Genomic DNA, 22,643 nt, shown 5'->3' with positions numbered 1-22,643 from the left:
CGGTGCACGGTTGCCCGTACACCGGCCGGCGACTGCGATTCATATGAGGCAGGCGATATCGATCATCTCTTCCGTACGACGACGAAGTCCGCGAGCGCGACGAGCTGCGCGCGCACCTGTTCCGGCATGTCGACACCGCTGAGGGCCTCGATCGCGACGGCGTGCTGCCTGCGGGCCTCCTGCGAGGTCCACTCGCGGCCGCCCGCCTGCTCGATCAGGGCCGCCCTGGTGGCGAACTCCTTCTCGGAGAAGCTGTCGAAGTCATGGCTCTTGGCGTCGGCCGCGAGCAGCTCTCCGAGACGCTGTGAGGCCGGACCGCCCGCGGCGAGCGCGGCGACGACCGGCAGGGACTTCTTGCGCTGGCGCAGATCGCTCCAGGTCTGCTTGCCGGTGGAGACGGGGTCGCCCCAGATGCCGAGCAGATCGTCGACGGCCTGGAAGGCGAGGCCGAGGTGGTAGCCGTACGCCTCCAGCGTGTCCGCGGTCTTGTCGTCCGCCCCGCCGAGCACCGCGCCGATGGAGACGGCGCAGGCCAGCAGCGCGCCGGTCTTGTTGCCCTCCATCTCCAGGCACTCCTCGACGGTGACCCGCTCGCGGTGCTCGTAGGAGATGTCCTGGGCCTGGCCGTCGATCAGCTTGCGCGTGGCGGTGGTCAGCCTGCGGGTGGCGCGCCCCGCCTCGACCGTGCCGAGTTCGAGCAGGACCTCGTTGGCGAGCGCGAAGAGCGCGTCGCCGACGAGGATCGCCTGGGCCGGGCCGTGGACCTTCCAGACGGTGTCGCGGTGGCGGCGCTGCTCGTCGCCGTCCATCAGGTCGTCGTGCAGCAGCGAGAAGTTGTGCACCAGCTCCACGGCGACCGCGCCGGGCACGCCCACCTCGGGCGCTGCTCCGGCCGCCTCCGCGGAGAGCAGTGCGAGTGCCGGCCGTACGGCCTTGCCGCCGTCCCCGGCCGAGGGCCGTCCCTCCGCGTCGATCCATCCGAAGTGATAGGCCGCGACGGTGTCCATGGGCGGCGCGAGCCGGTCCACGGCGGCGCGCAGCACCGGGGTGGACATGGTCCGCCCGCGTTCGAGCAGCGCAAGGGTGTCCAGGCTCTCTCCTCCGGCTGTGGTGTCACCAGCCGGATTCGCCGAGGGCACAGTCGGCACGGTCTCTCCTCTTGTTCCAGTACTCAGGCTCACGCCGCCTCCTTGAGCGGATGTTCATGGGGGCGGCCGAGCGCGGAGAGTGCGGCACCCGCGGCACTGAAACCGCTGCGTACGGCACTCTCCATGGTCGCGGGCCAGCCGGTGGCGGTCCACGAGCCCGCAAGGTACAGGCCGGGGGCGCGGGTCCGCGCGCCGGGTCGCAGCCTGCCGACTCCCGGGGCCGGGGCGAAGGTCGCCGTCCGCTCCCGGGTCACGAAGAAGTCGCATACGCCGGCGCCCCGCGCGGCGGGCAGCAGCCGTTCCAGCTCGGGAAGATACCGCTCGCGCAGTACGGAGACGGGCGTGTCGATCTCGGCCTCGGCGGCGGACTGGGACAGCGCCAGATACTGGCCATGCCGCAGCCCCGAGGCTTCGGTGCGGTCGAAGACCCACTGGACCGGAGTGCCGAGCGCGGCGAAGAAGGGCCGCCGCAGCACCTTGCGGTCGTACAGGACATGGATGTTGAGGATCGGCGCGGTGCCGATGTCGAGCAGCCGGTCGGGGTCCTCGAGCGCCCCTTCGGGCAGCAGCGCGTGGGTCTCCCGCTGCGGTACGGCGAGCACGACGGTGTCCGCCTCCAGCTGCTCGCCGTCCACCTCGACGCGCCAGCGCCCGTGCCCCGCCCGGGAGATGTCCCTGACACGGGTCGACAGTTCGGTGCGTACACCTGCCGAGTCGAGGGCCTTGCGAGCCAGCGTGTCATGGAGTTCTCCGAGCGGCACACGCGCCCAGCCGATGTCGGCGGCGCCGGGCTCGGAGAGCAGCCCGGTCTTGAAGACCATCGCGGCAAGGCCCATCGAAGCGTTCGGCGCGGTGGCGTTCAGGGTCGCCATGCCGACGAGGTCCCAGAGTGCGTCGATGGTGCGCCGGGACTGGCCGTGGCGGCCCAGCCAGGTGGCGAAGTCGATACCGTCCAGCGCCGGGTCGGCCGGGTCGAGCTTCCCCAGAGCGAGCGCGGCGCGCCCGACACTCGCCCGCTCGGCGAGCGAGAGGTGCGGGTAGGAGGCGAGGCCGGCCGCCAGGTGCAGTGGCACGGGCAGCCCGGTGCGGCGCAGCCGTCCGAGCCGCGGGCCGCGCGCGGGCGCGACGTCCAGTACGGGTACGTCCAACCGGTCCTGGAGCGGGGCGAGATGAGCACCGCCGACCCGCTCGAGAAACCAGCGGTACGCGGTGCAGCAGCGCAGATACACATGCTGGCCGTTGTCGACGGTGAGGTCGCCGCGGCGGAAGGAGAAGGCGAGGCCGCCCAGACGAGGACGGCCTTCGACCAGCGTGACGCGGACTCCCGCGCCGGCGAGCTGCAGTGCCGCGGTGACTCCGGCGAGTCCCCCGCCGACCACCACCGCGTGCCGGGACCGCATGTTGTCGTCGTCCGTCATGCGACCTCCCCTCCGGCCGTTGCAGTCAGGGACGCCGCGCCGCGGCGGACGGTTGCCCGCCGTCTGTGCGCGTACGCCGGCATCAGGAACGCCCCCTGAGGGTCCGCCGGGTGATGTGGCGGGCGTCGAGTCCGGACAGGCCGCGCACGGCGACGTACGCCTTCTCGCGTCCGGGCAGGGACACCCGGCCACGCAGCACCGCCTCGGGGTCGCGCTCGATGCGGTCGAGCAGGCGGCGGTAGATGCCCGCCATCGCCGCAACACAGGCGCCGCTGCGCCGGTCGAGCATCGGCAGCAGCCGGTAGCCCTCGGCGAAGAGGGTGCGGGCGCGCCGGACTTCGAAGTGCACCAGGCCGACGAAGTCGGACCCGGGCGGCGGGGTCGCGGTGTGGAAGCCCACGGAGCAGCCGAACTTGGCGAGGTCGTCGGCGGGGAGGTAGGTGCGTCCGCTGCCCGCGTCCTCGCGAATGTCCCTGAGGATGTTGGTGAGTTGGAGGGCGAGTCCGAGGGTGTCGGCGTACTCGGCTGCGCGCTCGGAGCCAGGCGCACCGGGCTGGGTGCCGAACACGCCGAGCGAGAGCCGCCCGATCGCACCCGCGACACACCGGCAGTAGACCTTGAGGTCGTCCCAGGTCTCGTACGTCCCGCCGTGCACGTCCATCAGCACGCCGTTGATGAGTTCGTCGAGCCCGCCGAGCGGGATCGGGAAGCGGCGCGCCGCGTCCGCGAGCGCCACGGCGACCGGGTCGATGTCGTCCTCGTCGACCGCGTCCTGCCGGATCCGGTCCAGCAGGTCACGGGTGCCCTCGAGCCTGTCCTGCTTGGCCTTCGGCTCGAGCGAGCCGTCGCCGATGTCGTCGACACGTCGCGAGAACGCGTACAGCGCCGACATCGCCTGGCGCTTCTCGGTCGGCAGCAGCCTGATGCCGTAGGCGAAGTTACGCGCCTGCTGTCCGGTGACGGCCTCGCAGTAGCTGTACGCGGCCTGCACCGGTGCGGACACCTCCGTCGGTCCCTCCATCGTCCGGCTCACCCCTCTCTACGCGCTCTTCGCAAGACCGCTCCCACTTCACGCAGCAGATTCGCCTTGGTGGGCTTGGGCGGTCCTGGCAGGACATCGTGTCCGGCGTCCGCGATCGCGGTGAGGGCGGCGCGCCCGCCGGCCACGAAACCGGCAAGCAGCAGCCGCAGCCTGCCGTGGACGCTACCCACCAGCGGGGTGCCTTCATCCAGCAGGCGCCGGGCGCGTTCGGCTTCGTATGCGACCAGGACGCGCACCGACGCGCTCCCGGTTCCCGCGGCGAGGTCGGCCTCCGTGACGCGGAACCGCTCCATGTCCTCGGCCGGCAGATAGACCCGGTCGCGCCCCAGGTCCTCGGTCACGTCCTGGAGGTGCTCGATGATCTGGAGCGCGGTGCACACGGCGTCGGAGCGGCGTACGCGCTCGGGGGTGGCGGTCCCGGTGATCTGCAGCACCAGGCGGCCGACGGGGTTGGCGGACAGCTCGCAGTAGGCGAGGAGCTCGTCGTACGTCTTGTAGCGCCGTACCAGCTGATCCTGGCGGTTGGCCTCGATCAGGCCGAGGAAGGGCTCGGCGGGGAGCGAGCTGCGGCGCACCGTCGGCTGAAGGGCACGCAGCAGGGGGTGACGCGGCGTGGCGTCGAAGACGCGCCGCAGATCGGCCTCGAAGGCGTCCAGCACGGCCGGCCGGTCCTCGGCCAGTGCCGGGTCCACGCCGAGGTGACGGGCGTCCGCGCCGCCGGGAGCGAGGTCACCGTCGCCGATGTCGTCGACCAGGCGGGCGTAGCCGTACACGGCCATCAGGTCGTCGCGCCAGGCGCGCGGCAGGAAGAAGGGGGCCACGGGGAAGTTCTCGTCCGCGGCCTTGTCGAGTGTGGCGCGCGCGGGTGTCTGGGGGCGCGCTGCCCGGGTGCCAGTCATGGCGCGCTGCCCGGTGCGGGGACGGCGAAAGCCTCGCGGAGCTGGAGATTTTCCGTCATTGCCGTCACATCTCCCGTTCTACACTGCCGACCCAATACATCCTATTTCGGACACGCCGCCCGTCCTCCCCGCTGAGAGACCGCCCGGCGGACAGGATTCCTAGGGAGTATCGCCCTACTTGCCGCAATTCAGCACCGGTACAGCTTACGTTGTACAACGCCCAGTGATACGTCGGGGTGTTGCGCGCGTTACAAGAACACGTCAATCCCGTCCAACCATCCCTGGCACCCCGGAACTTGACCTTGATGCGACGGTCCCCGCCCGGTGCCGTCGACGGCTCCTGTCCGGCCGTCCCCCCGAAGGACGCGAAAGGCCCCCGCCTGGATGCCACGACGGGAGCCTTTGAACGCGACTGTGAACGGAACGTTGAGCGGAACCCTGACCGACGCTCCCGGACCGGACTACTTGCCGGTCTCCTTCTCGTACGCCCTGATGACCTCGTCGGTCGGGCCGTCCATCAGGAGTTCGCCCCTCTCCAGCCACAGGACGCGGTCGCAGGTGTCCCTGATCGACTTGGCACCGTGAGAGACCAGGAAGACCGTTCCCGCTTCCTCGCGGAGCTCCCGGATCCGTTCCTCGGAGCGGATCTGGAACTTGCGGTCACCGGTCGCCAGAGCCTCGTCGATCATCAGGACGTCGTGGTTCTTGGCCGCGGCGATGGAGAAGCGGAGCCTCGCCCCCATGCCGGAGGAGTACGTGCGCATCGGAAGGGTGATGAAGTCCCCCTTCTCGTTGATACCGGAGAAGTCCACGATCCCCTCGTAGCGGTCACGGATCTCCTCACGCGTCATGCCCATGGCCAGTCCGCCGAGAATGACATTGCGCTCGCCGGTCAGATCGCCCATGAGCGCGGCATTGACGCCGAGCAGGGACGGCTGGCCGTCGGTGTAGACCTTGCCGCTCTCCGTCGGCAGCAGACCCGCGATGGCCCGCAACAGGGTCGACTTGCCGGAGCCGTTGGTGCCGATCAGACCGATCGCCTCGCCGCGGTACGCGGTGAAGGAGACACCGCGTACCGCGTGCACCTTGCGGATACCGCGGGCCTCGCCCTTTTCGCGGCGGAGAATGCGGCTCAGCGCCGCGGTGGCACTGCCCTTGCCGCCGCTGCCGCCGCTGACCCGGTAGACGATGTGCACATCGTCGGCGATGACGGTCGGGATGCGTCCCTGGTTGTTGTCAGCCACGGCCGTACCGCTCCTCAGCCTTCCAGAAATACACAAAGCCGGCGATGCCCAGCAGCACGGCCCAGAGGGCGCCTGCCAGCCAGACGTGCGACGGCAGGTTGGACGAGTCGTACCCGTCGATCAGCGCGAACCGGATCAGGTCCATGTAGATGGCCGCCGGGTTGTACATGAGCACCTCGGCGATCCAGGGCGGCTTGCCCTCGAGCATCACCGAGATGGAGAACATGACGCCCGAGGCGTACATCCAGGTGCGCATGATGAACGGCATCAGCTGCGCCAGGTCCGGTGTATTGCTGCCCAGCCTCGCCATGATCAGGGCCAGTCCGATGTTGAACACGAACTGCATGGCGAGCGCGGGCACGATCAGCAGCCAGCTGAGCGAGGGATAGCTGCCGAACGAGGCCGCGATGACGAACAGCACGATCATCGAGAACATCAGCTGCTGCAGCTGCTGCAACGCGAACGAGATCGGCAGCGCCGCGCGAGGGAAGTGCAGCGCCCTCACCAGCCCCACATTGCCCGAGATCGCCCGGACACCGGCCATCACCGAGGTCTGGGTGAAGGTGAAGACGAACACACCCGTCACGAGGAAGGGGATGAAGACGGCCTTGTCCATTCCCCGGCCCGAGTTGAGGATCAAGCCGAAGATCATGTAGTAGACGGCCGCGTTCAGCAGCGGGGTCGCCACCTGCCAGAGCTGGCCCAGCTTGGCCTGGCTGTACTGCGCGGTCAGCTTCGCCGAGGAGAACGCCAGGATGAAGTGGCGTCGGCCCCAGAGCTGACTGATGTATTCGACGAGCCCCGGTCGGGCACCGCTCACCGACAGGCCGTACTTGGCCGCGAGCTGCGCCGAGGTCAGGCCTTCGTCGGGAGATGGCGGGGCGCTCATCGCAATCGCACCGTCATGGGTTGTGTCACTCACAAGTTGAAACTTTCGTGTTCAAGATGCGCGGCAGGTCGTGCTCTGCTTCGGACGTCCCCGGTCCTGGGAGTACGCCCGATGGTCCCAGACCCGAGCTTGTCAGACGATGGGTGGTCGGCCCAGTCGGGTGAGCCGCCATACCGTACGCCACTTCATGGGCCGACGGGGACCGCAGGGCGTCCGCCAGCCCTCTTCGAAGCCGCGGAACCAGGCCTTCAGCGCGGAGACCGAAGGGCGCCGGGCCAGCGTGAGGAGCACCCAGACAGCGAGGTAGACGGGGACCAGCGGCGCCGGGAGATTCCGGCGGGCGAGCCAGACCCGGTTGCGGGCCACCATGCGGTGGTATACCGCGTGCCGGGAGGGCGGCATCGTCGGGTGGAACAGCACCATGTCCGAGCGGTAGTCGATCGCCCAGCCGGCATCCAGCGCCCGCCAGGCGAGATCCGTCTCCTCATGGGCGTAGAAGAACTCGTCGGGCAGTCCGCCGACCTCGGCGAGGACCTTCGTACGCACGGCATTGGCGCCGCCCAGGAAGGTCGTCACCCGCGAGGAGCGCATCGGGTCGGAGGCACGCAGCCGCGGGACGTGCCGGCGCTGGGTGAGTCCGGTCTCCGGGTCGGCGATCCGGAAGCTGATGATGCCCAGCCTCGGATCGGCCTCGAAGGCCCGGCGCACCAGCTCGCCGGTGTCGCTGTTGGGCAGCAGTCCGTCGTCGTCCAGGAACAGCAGTACGTCGACGCCCGAGCCGGACGGGCCGAAGGCCTCGATGCCGACATTACGACCGCCCGGAATGCCCAGATTGTCGGGCAGGTCCACGGTGCGTACGCCCTCGGGGACATCGGTCACCGGGGCGCCGTTGCCGACGACGACCACCTCGATCGGATCGCCGTCCTGCTTGGCGACCGAGTCGAGGAGGGCGCGCAGATCGTCGGGACGGTTACCCATCGTGATGATGACCGCGCCGAGCTTCATGGGCGTACTCACTTGAGCCTGCTCGAGGCCAGGATGGACACCAGGTGCAGCAGCGTCTGGAGCAGCGCGATGCCGGCCAGCACGGCGACGCCGAGGCGCGTGAAGAACAGGTCGCCCCGGACCGCGTCCAGGACGGCGAGCACCAGGATGAGCAGGGACGCCTCGATACCGAGGACGAGCCGGTGGAACTTCAGCGCGCCGGCGGCCCGGCGGGCCAGTGCCATGCCGGACGAGCGGGGCTCGGACGCCGCCTCCTTGACCGGCGGCAGCCCGCCCTGGTGGCGGGCGACCCCGACCAGATCGGTCTCGGCCTTGATCAGGATCGCGCCGAGCGCGGCGAGGGTGCCGAGGAAGGCCCACAGCCAGTCGATCCGCCCGGGGCCCCACAGGTCGGAGGCGCGCAGGCCGAAGCCGACCAGGACCGCCGCGTCGCACAGGTAGGCACCGACGCGGTCCAGGTACACGCCGGAGAGCGAGAACTGCTTCTTCCAGCGGGCGACCTCGCCGTCGACGCAGTCGAGCAGCAGGTAGAGCTGGACCGCCACGACGCCGAGGACCGCGCCCCAGACGCCCGGCACGAGCAGGGCGGGGGCCGCGAGGACGCCGCAGAGGGTCATCAGGTAGGTCAGCTGGTTCGGCGTGACCTTGGTGGTGACCAGGCGGCGGGTGATGCGCAGGGAGACCTCGCGCATGTACAGGCGGCCGCCCCAGTGCTCGCCGCTTCGCCGGTCCTTCACTCCCTCCGGGTGAACGACCGGACGGAGTTCAGCTACTGATGGTCTTGGCATAGTCGGCGTACGCGTCCCTGATCTGATCGGTGGTGAGGTCAAGGTGCTCGAGGATGGTGAAGCGGCCCGGACGGGTCTGCGGTGCGTACTCCACGGCCTTGACGAACTCGTCCGTGGAGAACCCGATTTCCTCGGGCAGCACTGGCAGGCCGTGTCTGCGCAGCACCTCGGCGAAGAGTCCCGCGTCCTCGCGGGCACCGCGCAGATGCATCGCGAAGGCGGCGCCGAGGCCCACCTGCTCGCCGTGGAGCGCTGAGCGCTTGGGGTACAGCAGGTCGAAGGCGTGGTTGATCTCGTGGCAGGCGCCGGAGGCGGGCCGGCTGTCGCCGGCCACCGACATCGAGATACCCGTCAGGACCAGCCCTTCGGCGAGGACGGTGAGGAAGGCGTCGTCGCCGACGCCACCGGGATGCCGGAGCACTGCCTCGCCGGCCTGACGGGCCATTGCCGCGGCCAGTCCGTCGATGGATTCGCCGGTCAGCCGGTGGGAGAGCTCCCAGTCGGCGACACACGAGATGTTCGAGATCGCGTCACCGATGCCGGAACGCACGTAGCGCACCGGGGCGTCGCGGACCACATCCAGGTCGATGACGACGGCGATCGGCGTGGGGACTCCGTAGGAGCCCCGGCCATTGTCGTTGTCGAGCGTGGCGACCGGGGAGCAGAGTCCGTCGTGCGCGAGGTTCGTGGCGACTGCGACCATCGGCAGGCCGACGCGGGCAGCGGCGTACTTCGCCACGTCGATGATCTTTCCGCCGCCGAGGCCCACGACCGCGTCGTATCGCTTGCCCTTGATGTCGTCGGCCAGCTGCACGGCCGAGTCGATCGTGCCGTCGGCGACCGCGTACCAGTCTGCGCCGGGCAGGACCGGTGCCAGCCGTTCGCGCAGCGCCTTGCCGGAGCCACCGCTGATCGCGACGGCGAGCCGGCCGGAGCTGGAGATCCGCTGGTCGGCGAGGAGACCGGCCAGGTCGTCCAGCGCCCCTGGCCCGATGTCGACGACGACGGGGGACGGGATCAGTCGGGTCAGTACAGGCACGCGATCTCACGGCCCTTCGCGAGGTCGTCGTGGTTGTCGATCTCGACCCACTTGACGTCGCCGATGGGGGCCACGTCGACGGTGAAGCCGCGGTTCACGAGCTCCTGGTAGCCGTCCTCGTAGTAGAGGTCGGGGTCCCGCTCGAAGGTGGTCTTCAGCGCGTCCGCCAGCTCGTCGGCCGCCTCGGGCTCGATGAGGGTGACGCCGATGTACTCGCCGGTGGCGCCCGCCGGGTCCATCAGCTTGGTGATGCGCCGAACGCCCTTGTCGCCGTCCGTGATGACCTTCATCTCCTCGTCGGCGAGATGCTTCACCGTGTCGAGGGCGAGGATGATCTTCTGGCCGTTGCCGCGGGCGGCGAGCAGGGTCCGCTCGACGGAGACCGGGTGGACGGTGTCGCCGTTGGCGAGGATGACGCCCTGCTTGATGACGTCACGGGCGCACCACAGGGAGTAGGCGTTGTTCCACTCCTCGGCCTTGTCGTTGTCGACGAGCGTCAGCTTGAGGCCGTACTTCGCCTCGAGGGCGGCCTTGCGCTCGTACACGGCCTCCTTGCGGTAGCCGACGACTATGGCGGCCTCGGTGAGCCCGATCTCCGCGAAGTTACCCAGGGTGATGTCGAGAACGGTGGTGGACCCGACTCCCGCGGGGTCCACGGGCACGAGGGCCTTCGGGAGCGTGTCGGTGTAGGGGCGCAGACGCCGTCCGGCACCGGCTGCCAGTACAAGGCCGATCATGCGGGTTCTCCTTCGTCATGTACGGCGGGTGCTCCGGAGGACACCCAGAAGCGGATGCTCTCGACGAGCACCACGAGTGCCACGGCCACAGCAAGAACCGTCAGCGCGGTGGTGAAGTCCGAGTTGTTGAGCAGGGCGGCCAGCAGCGCGACTGCCAGGATCCGTCCTTCGTGCCCGCCGGTCGCCCGCACCAGCCAGTGCGGGGGCGCGCCCGTACCGCCGCGGATGCGGTACACCGTGTCGTAGTGATGGTAGGCGACTGCCGCCACCAGGCCGAAGGCCGCGAGCAACGCGCCGTTCACGTCGGCGCGGGCCGCGAGCACCAGGATGGTGCCGTATTCGGCGGCCCTGAACACCGGTGGGACGAGCCAGTCGAGTGCGCCCTTGAGGGGGCGGGCGACGGCGAGGCCCGAAGTGATGACATACACCACAGCGGCGAGGACGGGCCATACGGTGCCGTAGCCGGTGAAGGCCGCGGTCGCCACGAGAACGGCGCCGCCGGTCACGGCGGCCGCGAGCGGGACGAACCCGGGAAGGCTCCGCGCGCGCGTCGCGAGGGAGCGCGCGACGGCTTCGGCCGGCGGGCCCGAGTCGGCGAGGTCCGCGAGCGCCCGGGCGGCACGGTCGGTCCTCTGCGCCTTGCGGGTCAGCGAGCGCAGGACGCGGCCGGCGGTGGTGTAGCAGGCGGCCAGTCCGCAGCCGATCAGCAGCGCGTAGAAGACGATCCGAGGGGTGGTCACGGCGGTGAGCACGGCGATCATCGCCCAGCGCTCGCCGATCGGCAGCACGATCATCCGGCGCACCCAGACCGTCCAGCCGACGCTGTCGAGCTTGTCGGAGAGGGCAGCCGTGGGACTGGTGTTGGCCGTCGCGTCGTGGTTCGCCTCGTTGAAGGAGAAGTCGACGACGTGCCGGCAGGTCTGCAGCACCATCGCGCCGAGCGCCAGCGCCCAGACGTCATCACCGCTGCGGGCGGCGCCGAGGGCGAGGCCCGCGTAGTAGGCGTACTCCTTGGCACGGTCGAAGGTCGCGTCCAGCCAGGCGCCCATCGTCGAGTACTGCAGCGAGTAGCGGGCGAGCTGCCCGTCGGTGCAGTCCAGGACGAAGGAGAAGAGCAGCAGCAGGCCGGCCGCGATGTATCCGGCGCGGGTGCCTGTGGCCGCGCCGGCCGCCGCTATCAGTGCGGTGAGCAGCGAGGCGGTGGTGACCTGGTTGGGGGTGAATCCGCGGCCGGCGCACCAGCGGGCGAGGTAGCGCGAGTACGGGCTGACGCAGAAGGTGGTGAAGAACCCGTCGCGGGCCTTCACGGCCGAGCGCAGGCGTACGGCTTCGTCATCGACCGAGGCGACGGCCTGCCTGGCCTCGTTCCTGGCCTGGGGGTCACCGGGGACGGTCGCGACGAGCGACCCCAGCTCGGGGCGGTGCACGGCAGTGCCGTCTGCGTCGAGCGCGTCGGCGAGCACATCGGGCAGCACCGCGGTCCGGACGGCCGACAGGGTGTCGCTGTCGTCGCTCACACCGTCGGCCCGTGCGGCGGCCGACAGGGCGCGGCTCAGGGCAGTCCGCGCCTCGGGCTGCGCGGTGAGTGCGCCCGGGACCGCGGCGGCCGGGAAGCGGGGATCGGTCAGTGCCAGCCGCAGGGCGTGGACATGTCCGACGAAGTGGGGGTCGACGACGGCGACGCGGTCGGCGAGGGGTACGGCGTCGATCAGCGCCGCGGTGCCCTCGGCACCGGAAGCTGCCCGTACGTCAAAGCCCAGCGACCGCAGATCGCCCTCGAGCGACGATCCGGGTACCGGCGGACCGGTGAGGATGGCGGTCGACAGACGAACTCACTCCTTGGAACTGACAGTGCGGGTGCGCGGCGGCTCGGCCCGGCCTACCCGGGCGGCGGCACGTCGGCAGAGGCTATCGGATGTACGGAAGCGGGATTTCACTGGCCGTTTACGTTCCGCTCGGCATGGACCGGACCCGAAGGGCCCGCCGCGATCATCATCGTCGATCCAAGCCTCGGCCGACAAACCGCGGCAGGGCAGGGCCTAGGGTGGTCGGCATGACGTGGCTGATCACAGGTGGGGCGGGGTACATCGGAGCGCATGTGGCGCGAGCCATGACGGCGGCAGGTGAGCGGGTCGTGGTACTCGACGATGTCTCCTCGGGCGTCGTGGAGCGGCTGCCGGAGGGAATCCCGCTGGTGCGCGGAGCAGTCCTGGACCGGGAGCTGCTGGACCGCACGCTCGCCGAGCACGCTGTGACCGGTGTCGTACATCTCGCGGCAAAGAAGCAGGTCGGAGAGTCCGTCGAGCAGCCGCTGCACTACTACCGGGAGAATGTGCACGGTCTGACGGTGCTCCTGGAGGCGGTCGTCGAGGCCGGCGTGAAGCGGTTCCTCTTCTCGTCCTCGGCCGCTGTGTACGGCGTACCGGAGATGGACCTGATCCCCGAGTCCGCTCCGTGCGAGCCGATCAACCCCTACGGCGAGACCAAGCTGGCGGGCGAGTGGCTGGTCCGGGCCGCCGGCCGGGCGCACTCCCTGTCCACCGCCTGTCTGCGTTACTTCAATGTCGCGGGCGCGGAGCGGCCGGAGCTGGCCGATACCGGGGTGTTCAATATCATTCCGATGTTCTTCGACCGGATCACCCGCGGTGAGGCTCCGCGGATCTTCGGCGCCGACTACCCGACCCCGGACGGCACCTGCATCCGCGACTACATCCATGTCTCGGATCTGGCCGATGCCCATCTGGCGGTCGCGCGCAGGCTGGCCGAGCAGGAGGGCGGCGGGGATCTGACGGTCAACATCGGCCGTGGGGTCGGCGTCTCGGTGCGCGAACTGGCCGATCTGGTGGCCGATGTCACGGGATACACCGGCGAGCCGGTCGTCGAGGCGCGCCGTCCCGGCGATGCCGCGAAGGCCGTCGCCTCGGTCGATCTGATCGCCAAGGAGCTGGACTGGACGTCCTCGCGAGGGGTGCGCGAGATGGTCGAGTCGGCCTGGGACGGCTGGTGCCTGCGGCACCCCGAGGCCCGGATCAAATGATCTTGTCAGCGCCCTGACCTGCGGTCATTTCCGCAGGTCAGGCGATATGACAACGGTGTTCAGTGCCGTGTTTGCCCGATACCCCCCACCCGTAGTTCACTGAGGTCTCGGCAGATCGTTTCGACGACCAGGAGGCGTCCTCATGGGGGCTGGGCACGACCACGGGCACTCGCACGGCGGACCGCCGCCGACCGGCACCGCGGCCGCGGCCTACCAGGGACGGCTGCGCATCGCGCTGGCCATCACACTGAGCGTGATGGTCCTGGAGGTCGTCGGCGGCGTCCTCTCCGACTCGCTCGCCCTGATCGCCGACGCCGCCCATATGGCGACGGACGGCGTCGGCCTCGCGATGGCGCTGCTGGCGATCCACTTCGCCAACCGCCCGGCCGCACAGAACCGCACCTTCGGCTTCGCACGGGCCGAAATCCTCGCGGCCCTCGCCAACTGTCTGCTGCTGCTCATCGTCGGCGGGTATCTGCTGTACGAGGCGGTGCAGCGCTTCATCACGCCGGCCGAGACCAAGGGCGGGCTGACCATCGCCTTCGCCCTCATCGGTCTCGTCGCCAACATGATCTCGCTCTCCCTGCTGGTGCACGGCCAGAAGGAGAGCCTCAATGTGCGCGGGGCGTATCTGGAGGTGCTCGCGGACACGCTCGGCTCGCTCACGGTGCTGGTGTCGGGCGGCATCATCCTCGCCACCGGCTGGCAGCCGGCCGACCCCATCGCGTCGCTGGTCATCGGCCTCATGATCGTGCCGCGCACCTGGAAACTGCTGCGGGAAACCCTCAACGTCCTGCTGGAGGCGGCTCCCAAGGGCGTCGACATGGGCGAGGTGCGGGCACACATCGTCGCTCTTCCCGGGGTGGAAGACGTGCACGATCTGCACGCCTGGACGATCACCTCCGGCATGCCGGTGCTCTCCGCGCATGTGGTGGTGAGCCAGGACGCCCTGGACACGGTCGGCCACGAGAAGATGCTGCACAATCTGCAAGGCTGCATCGGAGATCACTTCGATGTCGAGCACTGCACCTTCCAGTTGGAGCCCATCGGTCATGCGGAGCACGAGGCCAGGCTCTGCCACTGAGCGCTGCCAGTCTTGCCTCCAACTTCGAGAGGAGCTGAGTTGATGACCGTCACGGTGAAGGCTGCCCCGCGCAGCGCGCGGTCCATCCTCGCTTCCGGGCTCTCGACCGACAGGTGATCCCGCGTCACGCGATCACGTGCGTCTGACCTGATCGGGCACTTCCGACCCGAGCCGGCACTTCCGACCTGATCGCGCAGGCCCGACCTGATCTCGCACGTCGGCCTGAGCCCGCACACATCAAGGGTTCCCACGTTGTCCGACAACGCTCTCCACAACGCTTTCTTCGCCCTGCACCACGGTCTTCCGCGGCAGGGCCCCGGTTCCGAACAGCAGCGCAAGGGCGCCGGGCAGGCGGTCGTCCGGGCCGTGCTGGATCTGGCCAGGGTGCGCGGGGAACGGCTCGTCCTGGTCCTCGGACATCCCGACCACTACCCGAGGTTCGGTTTCGAACCGGCCGAACGGTACGGAATCAGGCCAACCTTCGAGGTGGCCGACGAGCCGATGATGGTCCTCGTGCCCGACGGCTCGGGGGGCGTGCCGCGCGGCATGATCCGCTGTCCGGCGGCCTTCGGGGTCTGATGAGTTCTGATGAATTCTGGTGAGTAGGGTCGCCCTCGCCGCGTGCACGCGGCGAGGGCGGACATGCCCGAGCTGTCGAAGTGCGGACAAGCCGCTTTTGTACGGCAGACTGGGCAGGCCCCGCAGGGCCGAGGACCACAGCGAAGGATGGGTATGCCGACCACACCAGCCACCGCGGCGAACAGCTCGTCGAACGGCGCACCAGAAGCGATCCTGCTCGAACTGGTCGACGAGCACGGCACCACCATCGGCACCGCGGAAAAGCTCTCCGCACATCAGGCACCCGGACAGCTGCACCGGGCGTTCTCCGTGTTCCTCTTCGACGAGCAGGGGCGGCTGCTGCTCCAGCGCCGCGCGCTGGGCAAGTACCACTCCCCCGGCGTCTGGTCGAACACCTGCTGCGGCCACCCGTACCCCGGCGAGGCCCCGTTCGCGGCCGCCGCCCGGCGAACGCACGAGGAGCTGGGCATCTCGCCCTCGCTGCTCGCCGAGGCGGGCACGGTCCGCTACAACCACCCGGACCCGGACTCGGGCCTGGTCGAGCAGGAGTACAACCACCTCTTCGTCGGGATGGCGCAGGCTCCGCTGCGGCCGGACCCGGAGGAGGTCGGCGAGACGGCCTTCGTGACGCCGAAGGAGCTGGCCGACCGGCACGCGGAGGCACCGTTCTCCGCGTGGTTCATGACCGTGCTGGAAGCGGCACGGCCTGCGATCAGGGAGCTCACGGGGCCGTCCGGGGGCTGGTGAGGCAAGCCGGGCCGGCGGCGGGCCCGGTACGGCGGTCTACAGCGGCGCGCTGTCGCCGACCGGCTTCAGCGGCAGCGCGGCCCAGATGATCTTGCCGCCGCTCGCGGTGTGCTCGACGTCGCACGATCCGCCCGCCTCCAGGGTGATCTCCCGTACGAGCAGCAGACCGCGGCCGCCCGTCTGTGCGTAGTCCGTCTCCAGCGCCTTGGGCCGGTAGGGGTGGTTGTCCTCGACGGAGACGCGGATCCACTCCGCGCCGATGGCGACCTCGACGGCGACCTCGGGCGAGAGCAGCGCCGCGTGCCGTACGGCATTGGTGACCAGCTCGGAAACGATCAGCAGCAGTCCCTGGACGAGATCGTCCTGGGCCGGTACACCCTGGCGGTTCAGCAGATCGCGTACGGCATGCCTGGCCTGCGGAACAGATACGTCGACGGCAGGAGCGGTGAATCGCCAGACGCCCTCGTACGACAGTGGCCGGGCCGGGACGCTCCCGCGGCTCTCCATAGGCCGGCACCCACCCTCGGATCGATTGCCGCTGACCATCGAGTAATAAGTGTTGGGAGTCAGTTGGTCCGGACCGGGTTGCTGAACGGAAGTCAGCGCCAATCGACGGTTTTTGACCGGGTGCGCATGACAGCGTCAGGTGTGCGACTGTTCCTGATCTTCTTCTGGCCGCTTCGCCGGCTCCGTGACGACGGTCTCCAAAGGATCATAGGTTCGGGTCCGGCGGATAGCATCCGGCTCATGGAGCCGCCCCAGTCGTCCGAGCCGCAGCCGCAGCCGCAGCCGCAGCCGCAGTCGCAGTCGCAGTCGCCGCAGTTGACGCACGCCGTCGCGGACGGTGTCGCCACCGTCCGCATCAGCAATCCCGCCAAGCGCAATGCCATGACCGCCGGGATGTGGCGGGCCCTGCCCGAGTTGCTCGGACAGCTGGCGACGGACGAGGCGGTACGGGTGCTGGTGCTGACAGGCGAGGGCCCGACCTTCTGCGCCGGCGCCGACATCTCCTCGCTCCGTGAGCCCGGCGAGGCCCCGCAGTCGCTGGCCGTACGGGCCGAGGAGGCGCTGGCCGAGTTCCCGAAGCCGACGCTTGCCGCAGTGCGCGGGTACTGCGTGGGCGGCGGCTGTCAGCTGGCCGCGGCGTGCGATCTGCGGTTCGCGGAGGAGGGCGCGCTGTTCGGCGTGACGCCGGCGAAACTCGGAATCGTCTACCCGTCCTCCTCCACCCGGCGGCTGGTCTCGCTGGTGGGTCCGGCCGCCGCCAAGTATCTGCTGTTCTCCGCCGAGTTGATCGATGCGCAGCGGGCGCTGCGGACCGGTCTGGTGGACGAGGTGCTGCCGGGCGCCGAACTGGGCAAGCGGGTGGCGGAGTTCACCAGGATCATCGCGTCGCGCTCCCAGCTCACCCAGGCCGCGGCGAAGGAGTTCGCCACGGGCCGCACCGACCGTGACGCGCACTGGCAGGAGCAGGCGCGCGGCAGCGGCGACCCCGCGGAGGGGGTCGCCGCCTTCCTGGAGCGCAGAGCGCCCCGGTTCACCTGGACCACCTGAACGCCCGGCCGATGGTCCGCCCGACGGCCTACCGGAGGATGAAGCGGCTCTTCGTACGGAACTCCTCGACCAGCGCGGCCGGGGCCTTCTGCGGCGATCCGGCGTCGTACGGCGGCTGAGGGTCGTACTCGGTGAGCAGCTGTACGGCCTGCGCGTGCTCCTCGTCCGCGATCCTGCCGACCAGCGTGAGCCCCATGTCGATGCCGGACGAGACACCCGCGGCGGTGACGTACTTGCCGTCGGTGACGACACGCTCGCCGGTGGGCTCGGCGCCGAACCGGCGCAGGAAGTCCAGCGCCAGCCAGTGCGAGGTGGCCGGGCGGCCCTCGAGCAGGCCGGCCGCGGCGAGCAGCAGCGAGCCGGTGCAGACCGAGGTCGTCCAGGTCGTGGTGGCGTCGACGGCACGCAGCCAGTCCAGCAGTGTCTCGTTCGCCATCTGATCGCTCTGGCCGGGGCCGCCGGGGACGACGACGATGTCCGGGCTCTTCACCTCGGCGAAGGTCTTCGTGGCGACGAGCGCGAGGTCGCCGCGGTCGTTGCTGACCGGGCCGCTGTGCTCGGCGACGAAGACCACCTCGGCGCCGGGAAGGCGGCAGAGCATTTCGTAGGGCCCCACGGCGTCCAAGGCGGTGAAGCGGTCGAAGAGGACAATGGCGATCTGCATGCTGGTCGGTCCCTCTCGGTTCGGGTTCATACCGGTCCTCCGGGCTGCTTCGGCACTTCCGGCGCTTCGGCTCCTCCGGCCGCTTCGGCACTTCCGGCTGCTTCGGTTTCTCGAGCTGCTTCGGTTTCTCAGGCTGCTTCGGTTTCGGGCTACTTCGTGGTCAGGGTGCGGAAGCGGCGCCGGTATTCGGCCGGTGCCGTGCCCAGGGTCTTGACGAAGGCGCGGCGCATGGCTTCCGAAGTGCCGTAGCCGCAGCCGCGCGAGATCTCTTCCACGCCGTCGGGGCTGTCCTCCAGTAGCCGGCGCGCATGCTCCAGACGGACCCGCTCGACGTAGCGGCCCGGTGTCGTACCCGTCTCCTCCTGGAAGGCGCGGGCGAAATGGCGGGGCGAGAGCCTGGCGCGGGCGGCGAGTGCCTCGACCGAGAGATCCCCTTCCGGATGCTCGGTGATGTGCTGCTGCACATCACGCAGCGGCTCGCGGCGCGCGGTCTGTGCGGCGAGCTGGGCACTGAACTGCGCCTGGTTTCCCGGTCGCCTGAGGAAGACGACGAGATGGCGGGCGACGGTCAGCGCGATGTCCCGGCCGAGATCCTCCTCGACCAGGGCGAGGGCGAGGTCGATACCGGCAGTGACACCGGCCGAGGTGGCCAGTTTTCCGTCGCGTACGAAGATCGGGTCCGGTTCGACGTCGACGGCCGGATAGCGGCGGGCGAGATGGTCGCAGCTGGCCCAGTGCGTGGTGGCCCGGTGGCCGTCGAGCAGACCGGCCTCGGCCAGCAGCAGGGCTCCGGTGCAGACGGAGACCAGACGCTCGGCCCGCGGGGCGTGGAGGCGCAGCCAGTCGACGAGGCGCGGGTCCGGGGCACGGGTGCCGTTGCCGCCGGGAACCAACAGCGTGTGGGGGGCGACGGCGTCGGCGAGGCTGGTCTCCGGGACGAGCGTCAGCCCGCTGGAGGTACGGACCGGGGCACCGTCCAGGGAAGCGGTTCGGATCTCGTACGCGCCGCCGGCCGCCTGGCTCGCGCCCGCGAAGACTTCGACCGGGCCGGTCACATCGAGGCTCTGCAGGTCGTCGAAGAGAACGACGAGTACGGATCGCTGGGTCATGGTGTCCATGCTCGGCCGTGGCGGAGACGGCCGCAATGACGAGTACCCCACCTTTCCTGCCATGGGCCTGCACTTCACTACGTACCGACCAGTCGGTAACGTGCTTCTCATGAGTTCTCCGACATCGCGCGCCGGACGCCGCTGCCACAATGCCCTCAACCCGCTGCACTCGACGGTCTACTTCTCGCCCGACTTCACGCGGGAGCTCGCGCAGCTCGGCATCGAGGACGCGAGTGCCGCCTACTTCGCCGGGCGCGGCGCCGCGATGGGCGCCGTGGGGCCGGGTGTGGTCGCCGCGGCCTTCTACAACTTCAACCACGAGCTGATCGCCCGGCATCTGCCCGCGGTGTGGGACACCGCATCCCCCGGGGCCGTGCTCGAGGCGCGGCTGCGTGCCGTGGACAGCACGCTGCGGCGGCTGCTCGGCGACGACGTCGTCGCGTCGAAGGAGCTGGCGGAGGCCGCGGAGCTGGCGCTGCGCGCCGCCGAGGCGGGCACCCGGCACGCCCGGCCCCTGTACGCGGCGCACGCCGATCTGCCCGTACCCGAGGAGCCGCATCTCGCCTACTGGCATGCCGCGACCCTGCTGCGCGAACATCGCGGGGACGCCCATCTCGTGGCGCTGCTCTCCGCGGAGCTCGACCCGGTCGAGGCCCTGGTGAGCCACACCGCGACCGGCAAGGGCATGGCGCCGCGCTGGATTCTGGCCACGCGCGGCTGGCGGCGTGCGGACTGGGAGTCGGCCGAGGGACGGCTGCGCGAGCGCGGGCTGCTGGACGGCGAGGGCGAGTTGACCGAGGCGGGCGCGGGACTCCGGGCCGAGCTGGAGGAGCACACGGACCGCCTCGACCGGGCACCGTACGAGCATCTGGGCGCCGAGGGCGTCGAGCGGCTGACCGAGCTGGGGCGCGGTTTTCTGATGGCCGCGGTGAGCGCGGGCGCCTTCCCCGCGGACATCGGCGGCGGCAAGGGCTGACGATCATCGAGGAGGGCTGACGTTTACCGAGGTCCCGCGGGGTACCCGAGCGGTGACAGACACCCGTCCTCGGAGGTTCCCTTGTTCAGCGCCATCGCAGATGTACTCCGGCAGATCGGCTCGGCGATCGCCACCGTGGTCACTCTGCCCTTCCGGGCGCTGGCCCGGCTCTTCGGCGGAGCCTCACATGGCGGCGGCCGGACGCGCCACGGCTGAGGCGACGGGCGACACGGCGCCCGGCCACCCGGCACAATGCACTTTCAAGCACAGCCAGCATGAGAAGGCGAGTCGGGGAACCGTGACGACGTCCATCGAAGGCAGGATCGCCGAGGAGCTCGGCGTACGCGCGCGGCAGGTGAAGGCGGCCGTCGAGCTGCTCGACGGCGGGTCGACCGTGCCGTTCATCGCGCGCTACCGCAAGGAAGCGACCGAGATGCTCGACGATGCGCAGCTGCGCACGCTCGAGGAACGGCTGCGCTATCTGCGGGAGCTGGAGGAGCGACGGACCGCGATCCTGGAGTCCGTACGCGAGCAGGGCAAGCTGGACGAGGCGCTCGAGGCGCAGATCCGGGGCGCCGACACCAAGGCCCGTCTTGAGGACATCTACCTGCCGTTCAAGCCGAAGCGGCGGACGAAGGCGCAGACCGCGCGCGAGGCCGGTCTCGAGCCGCTCGCCGATGGCCTGCTCGGCGACCCGTCGGTGGAGCCGCTCGCGGCCGCGGCGGCCTTCGTGGACGCCGACAAGGGTGTGGCGGACGCCGCCGCGGCGCTGGACGGCGCACGGGCGATTCTGACCGAGCGTTTCTCCGAGGACGCCGACCTGATCGGCGAGCTGCGCGAGCGGATGTGGACGCGGGGCCGGCTCGCGGCGAAGGTACGCGAGGGCAAGGGCGACGCCAAAGAGGGGCCGGGCGCCAAGTTCGCCGACTACTTCGACTTCGCGGAGCCCTTCACCAAGCTGCCCTCGCACCGGGTGCTCGCCATGTTCCGTGGCGAGAAGGAGGAAATCCTCGACCTGGTGCTGGAGCCGGAGGAGCCGTCCGAGCAGCCGGGCCCTACGGCGTACGAGGGCATGGTCGCCCGGCGCTTCGACGTCGCCGACAGGGGGCGGCCCGGCGACAAGTGGCTTCTGGACACGGTGCGCTGGGCCTGGCGGACCCGGATCCTGGTCCATCTGGGGATCGATCTGCGGCTGCGGCTGCGTACGGCCGCCGAGGACGAGGCGGTACGGGTCTTCGCGGCGAACCTGCGGGATCTGCTGCTGGCCGCGCCGGCGGGCACACGGGCGACGCTCGGACTCGACCCCGGTTTCCGTACGGGTGTGAAGGTCGCCGTCGTCGATGCGACGGGCAAGGTCGTCGCGACGGACGTCATCCACCCGCACGTCCCGGCGAACAGGTGGGAGGAGTCGCTGGCGAAACTGGCGCGTCTGGCCCAGGAGCACGCGGTCGATCTGATCGCGATCGGCAACGGCACGGCGTCCCGGGAGACCGACAAGCTCGCCGGTGAACTGTGCGCCAAGCACCCGGAGTTGGGCCTCACCAAGGTGATGGTCTCGGAGGCCGGCGCTTCGGTGTACTCCGCGTCCGCGTTCGCCTCGCAGGAACTGCCCGACATGGATGTGTCGCTGCGCGGAGCCGTCTCCATCGCGCGTCGTCTCCAGGACCCGCTGGCGGAGCTGGTGAAGATCGACCCCAAGTCGATCGGAGTCGGCCAGTACCAGCACGATCTGTCCGAGGTGAAGCTCTCCCGCTCGCTGGACGCGGTCGTGGAGGACTGTGTGAACGGCGTCGGCGTCGACGTCAATACCGCGTCCGCACCGCTGCTCTCACGGGTGTCGGGCATCGGCACCGGCCTCGCCGAGAACATCGTCGCGCACCGTGACTCCAACGGTCCGTTCCGCTCGCGCAAGGCGCTCAAGGAGGTGGCGCGGCTCGGTCCGAAGGCGTACGAGCAGTGCGCGGGTTTCCTGCGGATCCGGGGCGGGGACGACCCGCTGGACGCCTCCAGCGTGCACCCGGAGGCATATCCGGTGGTGCGGCGGATGGTGAAGGCCGTGGGTGCCGAGGTGGCCTCGCTGGTCGGCAACGCACCGGTGCTGCGCTCGCTGAAGCCGGTGGAGTTCGTGGACGAGACATTCGGTCTGCCCACGGTGACGGACATCCTGCGGGAGCTGGAGAAGCCCGGGCGCGACCCGCGGCCTGCGTTCAAGACCGCCACCTTCAAGGAGGGCGTGGAGAAGCTCGGCGACCTTGCGCCGGGGATGGTTCTGGAGGGCGTGGTGACCAATGTCGCGGCGTTCGGCGCCTTCGTGGACGTCGGTGTCCACCAGGACGGTCTGGTCCATGTGTCGGCGATGTCCAAGACCTTCGTCAAGGACCCGCGGGATGTCGTGAAGCCGGGCGACGTGGTGAAGGTGAAGGTCATCGACATCGACATCCCGCGCAAGCGGATCGCCCTGACGCTGCGGCTGGAGGACGAGGCCGAGCCGAAGGCGGGCGGTGACCCGAAGCAGCGTGAGCGGGGTGAGCGGGGCGGCCGTCCGCCGCAGCAGCGCCGTCAGCAGGGCGGGCAGGGTGGCCAGGGCGGCCGCGGCGGGGACCGTGGCGGCGACCGCCAGGCCCCCGCGGCGGCGCCCAGCGCGAAGGCGGGCGCGCGGCGGCGCGCGGGGCTTGCGGGTACCC

Annotated in this window: 23 protein-coding genes; 9 read left to right on the top strand and 14 right to left on the bottom strand. The window is 70.2% G+C overall.

The features are described from left to right. Nucleotides 1-62: 62 nt before the first annotated feature. The 11 genes from ACWDZ6_RS28915 to ACWDZ6_RS28865 form a co-directional block, all read right to left on the bottom strand. Nucleotides 63-1,139, bottom strand: a complete 1,077-nt coding sequence (locus ACWDZ6_RS28915) for a polyprenyl synthetase family protein (RefSeq protein WP_366735426.1) — start codon at nt 1,137-1,139, stop codon at nt 63-65. Nucleotides 1,140-1,177: 38 nt separating this feature from the next. Next, complete coding sequence (gene hpnE / locus ACWDZ6_RS28910; protein WP_451505183.1) at nt 1,178-2,566, bottom strand: hydroxysqualene dehydroxylase HpnE; 1,389 nt, start codon at nt 2,564-2,566, stop codon at nt 1,178-1,180. Between the two features lie 82 nt (nt 2,567-2,648). Next, nucleotides 2,649-3,587 (bottom strand): presqualene diphosphate synthase HpnD, encoded by a 939-nt coding sequence (gene hpnD / locus ACWDZ6_RS28905; RefSeq protein ID WP_451505182.1) that lies wholly within the window; start codon nt 3,585-3,587, stop codon nt 2,649-2,651. A gap of 8 nt (nt 3,588-3,595) precedes the next feature. Further along, nucleotides 3,596-4,507, bottom strand: a complete 912-nt coding sequence (gene hpnC, locus ACWDZ6_RS28900) for a squalene synthase HpnC (protein ID WP_451505181.1) — start codon at nt 4,505-4,507, stop codon at nt 3,596-3,598. A 461-nt stretch (nt 4,508-4,968) separates the two neighbouring features. Beyond that, complete coding sequence (locus tag ACWDZ6_RS28895) at nt 4,969-5,751, bottom strand: ABC transporter ATP-binding protein (protein ID WP_366735420.1); 783 nt, start codon at nt 5,749-5,751, stop codon at nt 4,969-4,971. Further along, nucleotides 5,744-6,673, bottom strand: a complete 930-nt coding sequence (locus tag ACWDZ6_RS28890) for an ABC transporter permease (RefSeq protein WP_451505180.1) — start codon at nt 6,671-6,673, stop codon at nt 5,744-5,746. The genes ACWDZ6_RS28895 and ACWDZ6_RS28890 overlap by 8 nt, the downstream gene beginning before the upstream one ends. A 99-nt stretch (nt 6,674-6,772) precedes the next feature. Next, nucleotides 6,773-7,645: a glycosyltransferase family 2 protein gene (locus ACWDZ6_RS28885; protein ID WP_451505207.1), complete on the bottom strand. Its 873-nt coding sequence runs from the start codon at nt 7,643-7,645 to the stop codon at nt 6,773-6,775. A gap of 8 nt (nt 7,646-7,653) precedes the next feature. Beyond that, nucleotides 7,654-8,433 carry a CDP-alcohol phosphatidyltransferase family protein gene (locus ACWDZ6_RS28880; protein ID WP_366735417.1) on the bottom strand — a complete coding sequence of 260 codons (780 nt, stop codon included), beginning with the start codon at nt 8,431-8,433 and terminating at the stop codon, nt 7,654-7,656. After that, complete coding sequence (locus ACWDZ6_RS28875) at nt 8,411-9,472, bottom strand: iron-containing alcohol dehydrogenase family protein (protein WP_451505179.1); 1,062 nt, start codon at nt 9,470-9,472, stop codon at nt 8,411-8,413. The genes ACWDZ6_RS28880 and ACWDZ6_RS28875 overlap by 23 nt, the downstream gene beginning before the upstream one ends. After that, on the bottom strand, nt 9,460-10,209 hold the full coding sequence (locus tag ACWDZ6_RS28870; protein ID WP_366735415.1) for a phosphocholine cytidylyltransferase family protein: 750 nt from the start codon (nt 10,207-10,209) through the stop codon (nt 9,460-9,462). Before ACWDZ6_RS28870 ends, ACWDZ6_RS28875 begins: the two co-directional genes overlap by 13 nt. Continuing rightward, on the bottom strand, nt 10,206-11,978 hold the full coding sequence (locus ACWDZ6_RS28865; RefSeq protein WP_451505206.1) for a DUF5941 domain-containing protein: 1,773 nt from the start codon (nt 11,976-11,978) through the stop codon (nt 10,206-10,208). The genes ACWDZ6_RS28870 and ACWDZ6_RS28865 overlap by 4 nt, the downstream gene beginning before the upstream one ends. Here ACWDZ6_RS28865 and ACWDZ6_RS28860 point away from each other — a divergent pair. From ACWDZ6_RS28860 to idi, 5 genes are all read left to right on the top strand, one after another. Continuing rightward, nucleotides 11,859-12,266, top strand: coding sequence for a hypothetical protein (locus ACWDZ6_RS28860; RefSeq protein ID WP_451505178.1), 408 nt, complete (start codon nt 11,859-11,861; stop codon nt 12,264-12,266). The genes ACWDZ6_RS28865 and ACWDZ6_RS28860 overlap by 120 nt on opposite strands. Next, nucleotides 12,263-13,246: a UDP-glucose 4-epimerase GalE gene (galE, locus tag ACWDZ6_RS28855; RefSeq protein ID WP_451505177.1), complete on the top strand. Its 984-nt coding sequence runs from the start codon at nt 12,263-12,265 to the stop codon at nt 13,244-13,246. Before ACWDZ6_RS28860 ends, galE begins: the two co-directional genes overlap by 4 nt. A gap of 142 nt (nt 13,247-13,388) precedes the next feature. After that, nucleotides 13,389-14,330 (top strand): cation diffusion facilitator family transporter, encoded by a 942-nt coding sequence (locus ACWDZ6_RS28850; protein WP_451505176.1) that lies wholly within the window; start codon nt 13,389-13,391, stop codon nt 14,328-14,330. 252 nt (nt 14,331-14,582) lie between these two features. Further along, entirely contained in the window at nt 14,583-14,909 is a 327-nt protein-coding gene (locus tag ACWDZ6_RS28845) for a GNAT family N-acetyltransferase (protein WP_451505175.1), read from the top strand. 153 nt (nt 14,910-15,062) lie between these two features. Next, a complete protein-coding gene (idi, locus tag ACWDZ6_RS28840; protein ID WP_351449098.1) occupies nt 15,063-15,656 on the top strand; it encodes an isopentenyl-diphosphate Delta-isomerase in 594 nt (197 codons plus the stop codon). 36 nt (nt 15,657-15,692) lie between these two features. Here the strand turns inward: idi and ACWDZ6_RS28835 are convergent, their stop codons facing one another. Further along, a complete protein-coding gene (locus ACWDZ6_RS28835; RefSeq protein ID WP_351449101.1) occupies nt 15,693-16,163 on the bottom strand; it encodes an ATP-binding protein in 471 nt (156 codons plus the stop codon). Nucleotides 16,164-16,403: 240 nt separating this feature from the next. Between ACWDZ6_RS28835 and ACWDZ6_RS28830 the strand changes: the two genes are divergently transcribed. Continuing rightward, nucleotides 16,404-17,210, top strand: coding sequence for an enoyl-CoA hydratase/isomerase family protein (locus tag ACWDZ6_RS28830; protein ID WP_451505174.1), 807 nt, complete (start codon nt 16,404-16,406; stop codon nt 17,208-17,210). Nucleotides 17,211-17,238: 28 nt separating this feature from the next. Here ACWDZ6_RS28830 and ACWDZ6_RS28825 read toward each other — a convergent pair whose 3' ends face one another. Then, nucleotides 17,239-17,874 (bottom strand): DJ-1/PfpI family protein, encoded by a 636-nt coding sequence (locus ACWDZ6_RS28825; RefSeq protein ID WP_451505173.1) that lies wholly within the window; start codon nt 17,872-17,874, stop codon nt 17,239-17,241. A gap of 149 nt (nt 17,875-18,023) precedes the next feature. Further along, nucleotides 18,024-18,983, bottom strand: a complete 960-nt coding sequence (locus tag ACWDZ6_RS28820; RefSeq protein ID WP_451505172.1) for a GlxA family transcriptional regulator — start codon at nt 18,981-18,983, stop codon at nt 18,024-18,026. A 109-nt stretch (nt 18,984-19,092) separates the two neighbouring features. On the opposite strand from ACWDZ6_RS28820, the gene ACWDZ6_RS28815 reads away from it, so the two are divergent. From ACWDZ6_RS28815 to ACWDZ6_RS28805, 3 genes are all read left to right on the top strand, one after another. After that, nucleotides 19,093-19,959, top strand: a complete 867-nt coding sequence (locus ACWDZ6_RS28815) for an SCO6745 family protein (RefSeq protein WP_451505171.1) — start codon at nt 19,093-19,095, stop codon at nt 19,957-19,959. A gap of 81 nt (nt 19,960-20,040) precedes the next feature. After that, the gene (locus ACWDZ6_RS28810) at nt 20,041-20,175 is read left to right on the top strand and encodes an LPFR motif small protein (RefSeq protein ID WP_326653894.1); all 135 of its coding nucleotides are present in this window, start codon (nt 20,041-20,043) and stop codon (nt 20,173-20,175) included. Nucleotides 20,176-20,257: 82 nt separating this feature from the next. After that, on the top strand, nt 20,258-22,643 hold a 2,386-nt coding region (locus ACWDZ6_RS28805), incomplete at its 3' end, for a Tex family protein (RefSeq protein WP_451505170.1).

Source organism: Streptomyces sp. NPDC002926, assembly GCF_053591755.1.
This window is presented reverse-complemented; position numbering and strand designations above follow the sequence as displayed.

Excerpts from the sequence above, each read along its gene's own strand:
- hpnE (WP_451505183.1), bottom strand. The coding sequence starts at position 2,566 with ATGACGGACGACGACAACATGCGGTCCCGGCACGCGGTGGTGGTCGGC.
- hpnD (WP_451505182.1), bottom strand. The coding sequence starts at position 3,587 with ATGGAGGGACCGACGGAGGTGTCCGCACCGGTGCAGGCCGCGTACAGC.
- hpnC (WP_451505181.1), bottom strand. The coding sequence starts at position 4,507 with ATGACTGGCACCCGGGCAGCGCGCCCCCAGACACCCGCGCGCGCCACA.
- ACWDZ6_RS28885 (WP_451505207.1), bottom strand. The coding sequence starts at position 7,645 with ATGAAGCTCGGCGCGGTCATCATCACGATGGGTAACCGTCCCGACGAT.
- ACWDZ6_RS28880 (WP_366735417.1), bottom strand. The coding sequence starts at position 8,433 with ATGCCAAGACCATCAGTAGCTGAACTCCGTCCGGTCGTTCACCCGGAG.
- ACWDZ6_RS28870 (WP_366735415.1), bottom strand. The coding sequence starts at position 10,209 with ATGATCGGCCTTGTACTGGCAGCCGGTGCCGGACGGCGTCTGCGCCCC.
- ACWDZ6_RS28860 (WP_451505178.1), top strand. The coding sequence starts at position 11,859 with ATGTCCGACGAAGTGGGGGTCGACGACGGCGACGCGGTCGGCGAGGGG.
- galE (WP_451505177.1), top strand. The coding sequence starts at position 12,263 with ATGACGTGGCTGATCACAGGTGGGGCGGGGTACATCGGAGCGCATGTG.
- ACWDZ6_RS28850 (WP_451505176.1), top strand. The coding sequence starts at position 13,389 with ATGGGGGCTGGGCACGACCACGGGCACTCGCACGGCGGACCGCCGCCG.
- idi (WP_351449098.1), top strand. The coding sequence starts at position 15,063 with ATGCCGACCACACCAGCCACCGCGGCGAACAGCTCGTCGAACGGCGCA.
- ACWDZ6_RS28835 (WP_351449101.1), bottom strand. The coding sequence starts at position 16,163 with ATGGAGAGCCGCGGGAGCGTCCCGGCCCGGCCACTGTCGTACGAGGGC.
- ACWDZ6_RS28830 (WP_451505174.1), top strand. The coding sequence starts at position 16,404 with ATGGAGCCGCCCCAGTCGTCCGAGCCGCAGCCGCAGCCGCAGCCGCAG.
- ACWDZ6_RS28825 (WP_451505173.1), bottom strand. The coding sequence starts at position 17,874 with ATGCAGATCGCCATTGTCCTCTTCGACCGCTTCACCGCCTTGGACGCC.
- ACWDZ6_RS28820 (WP_451505172.1), bottom strand. The coding sequence starts at position 18,983 with ATGACCCAGCGATCCGTACTCGTCGTTCTCTTCGACGACCTGCAGAGC.
- ACWDZ6_RS28815 (WP_451505171.1), top strand. The coding sequence starts at position 19,093 with ATGAGTTCTCCGACATCGCGCGCCGGACGCCGCTGCCACAATGCCCTC.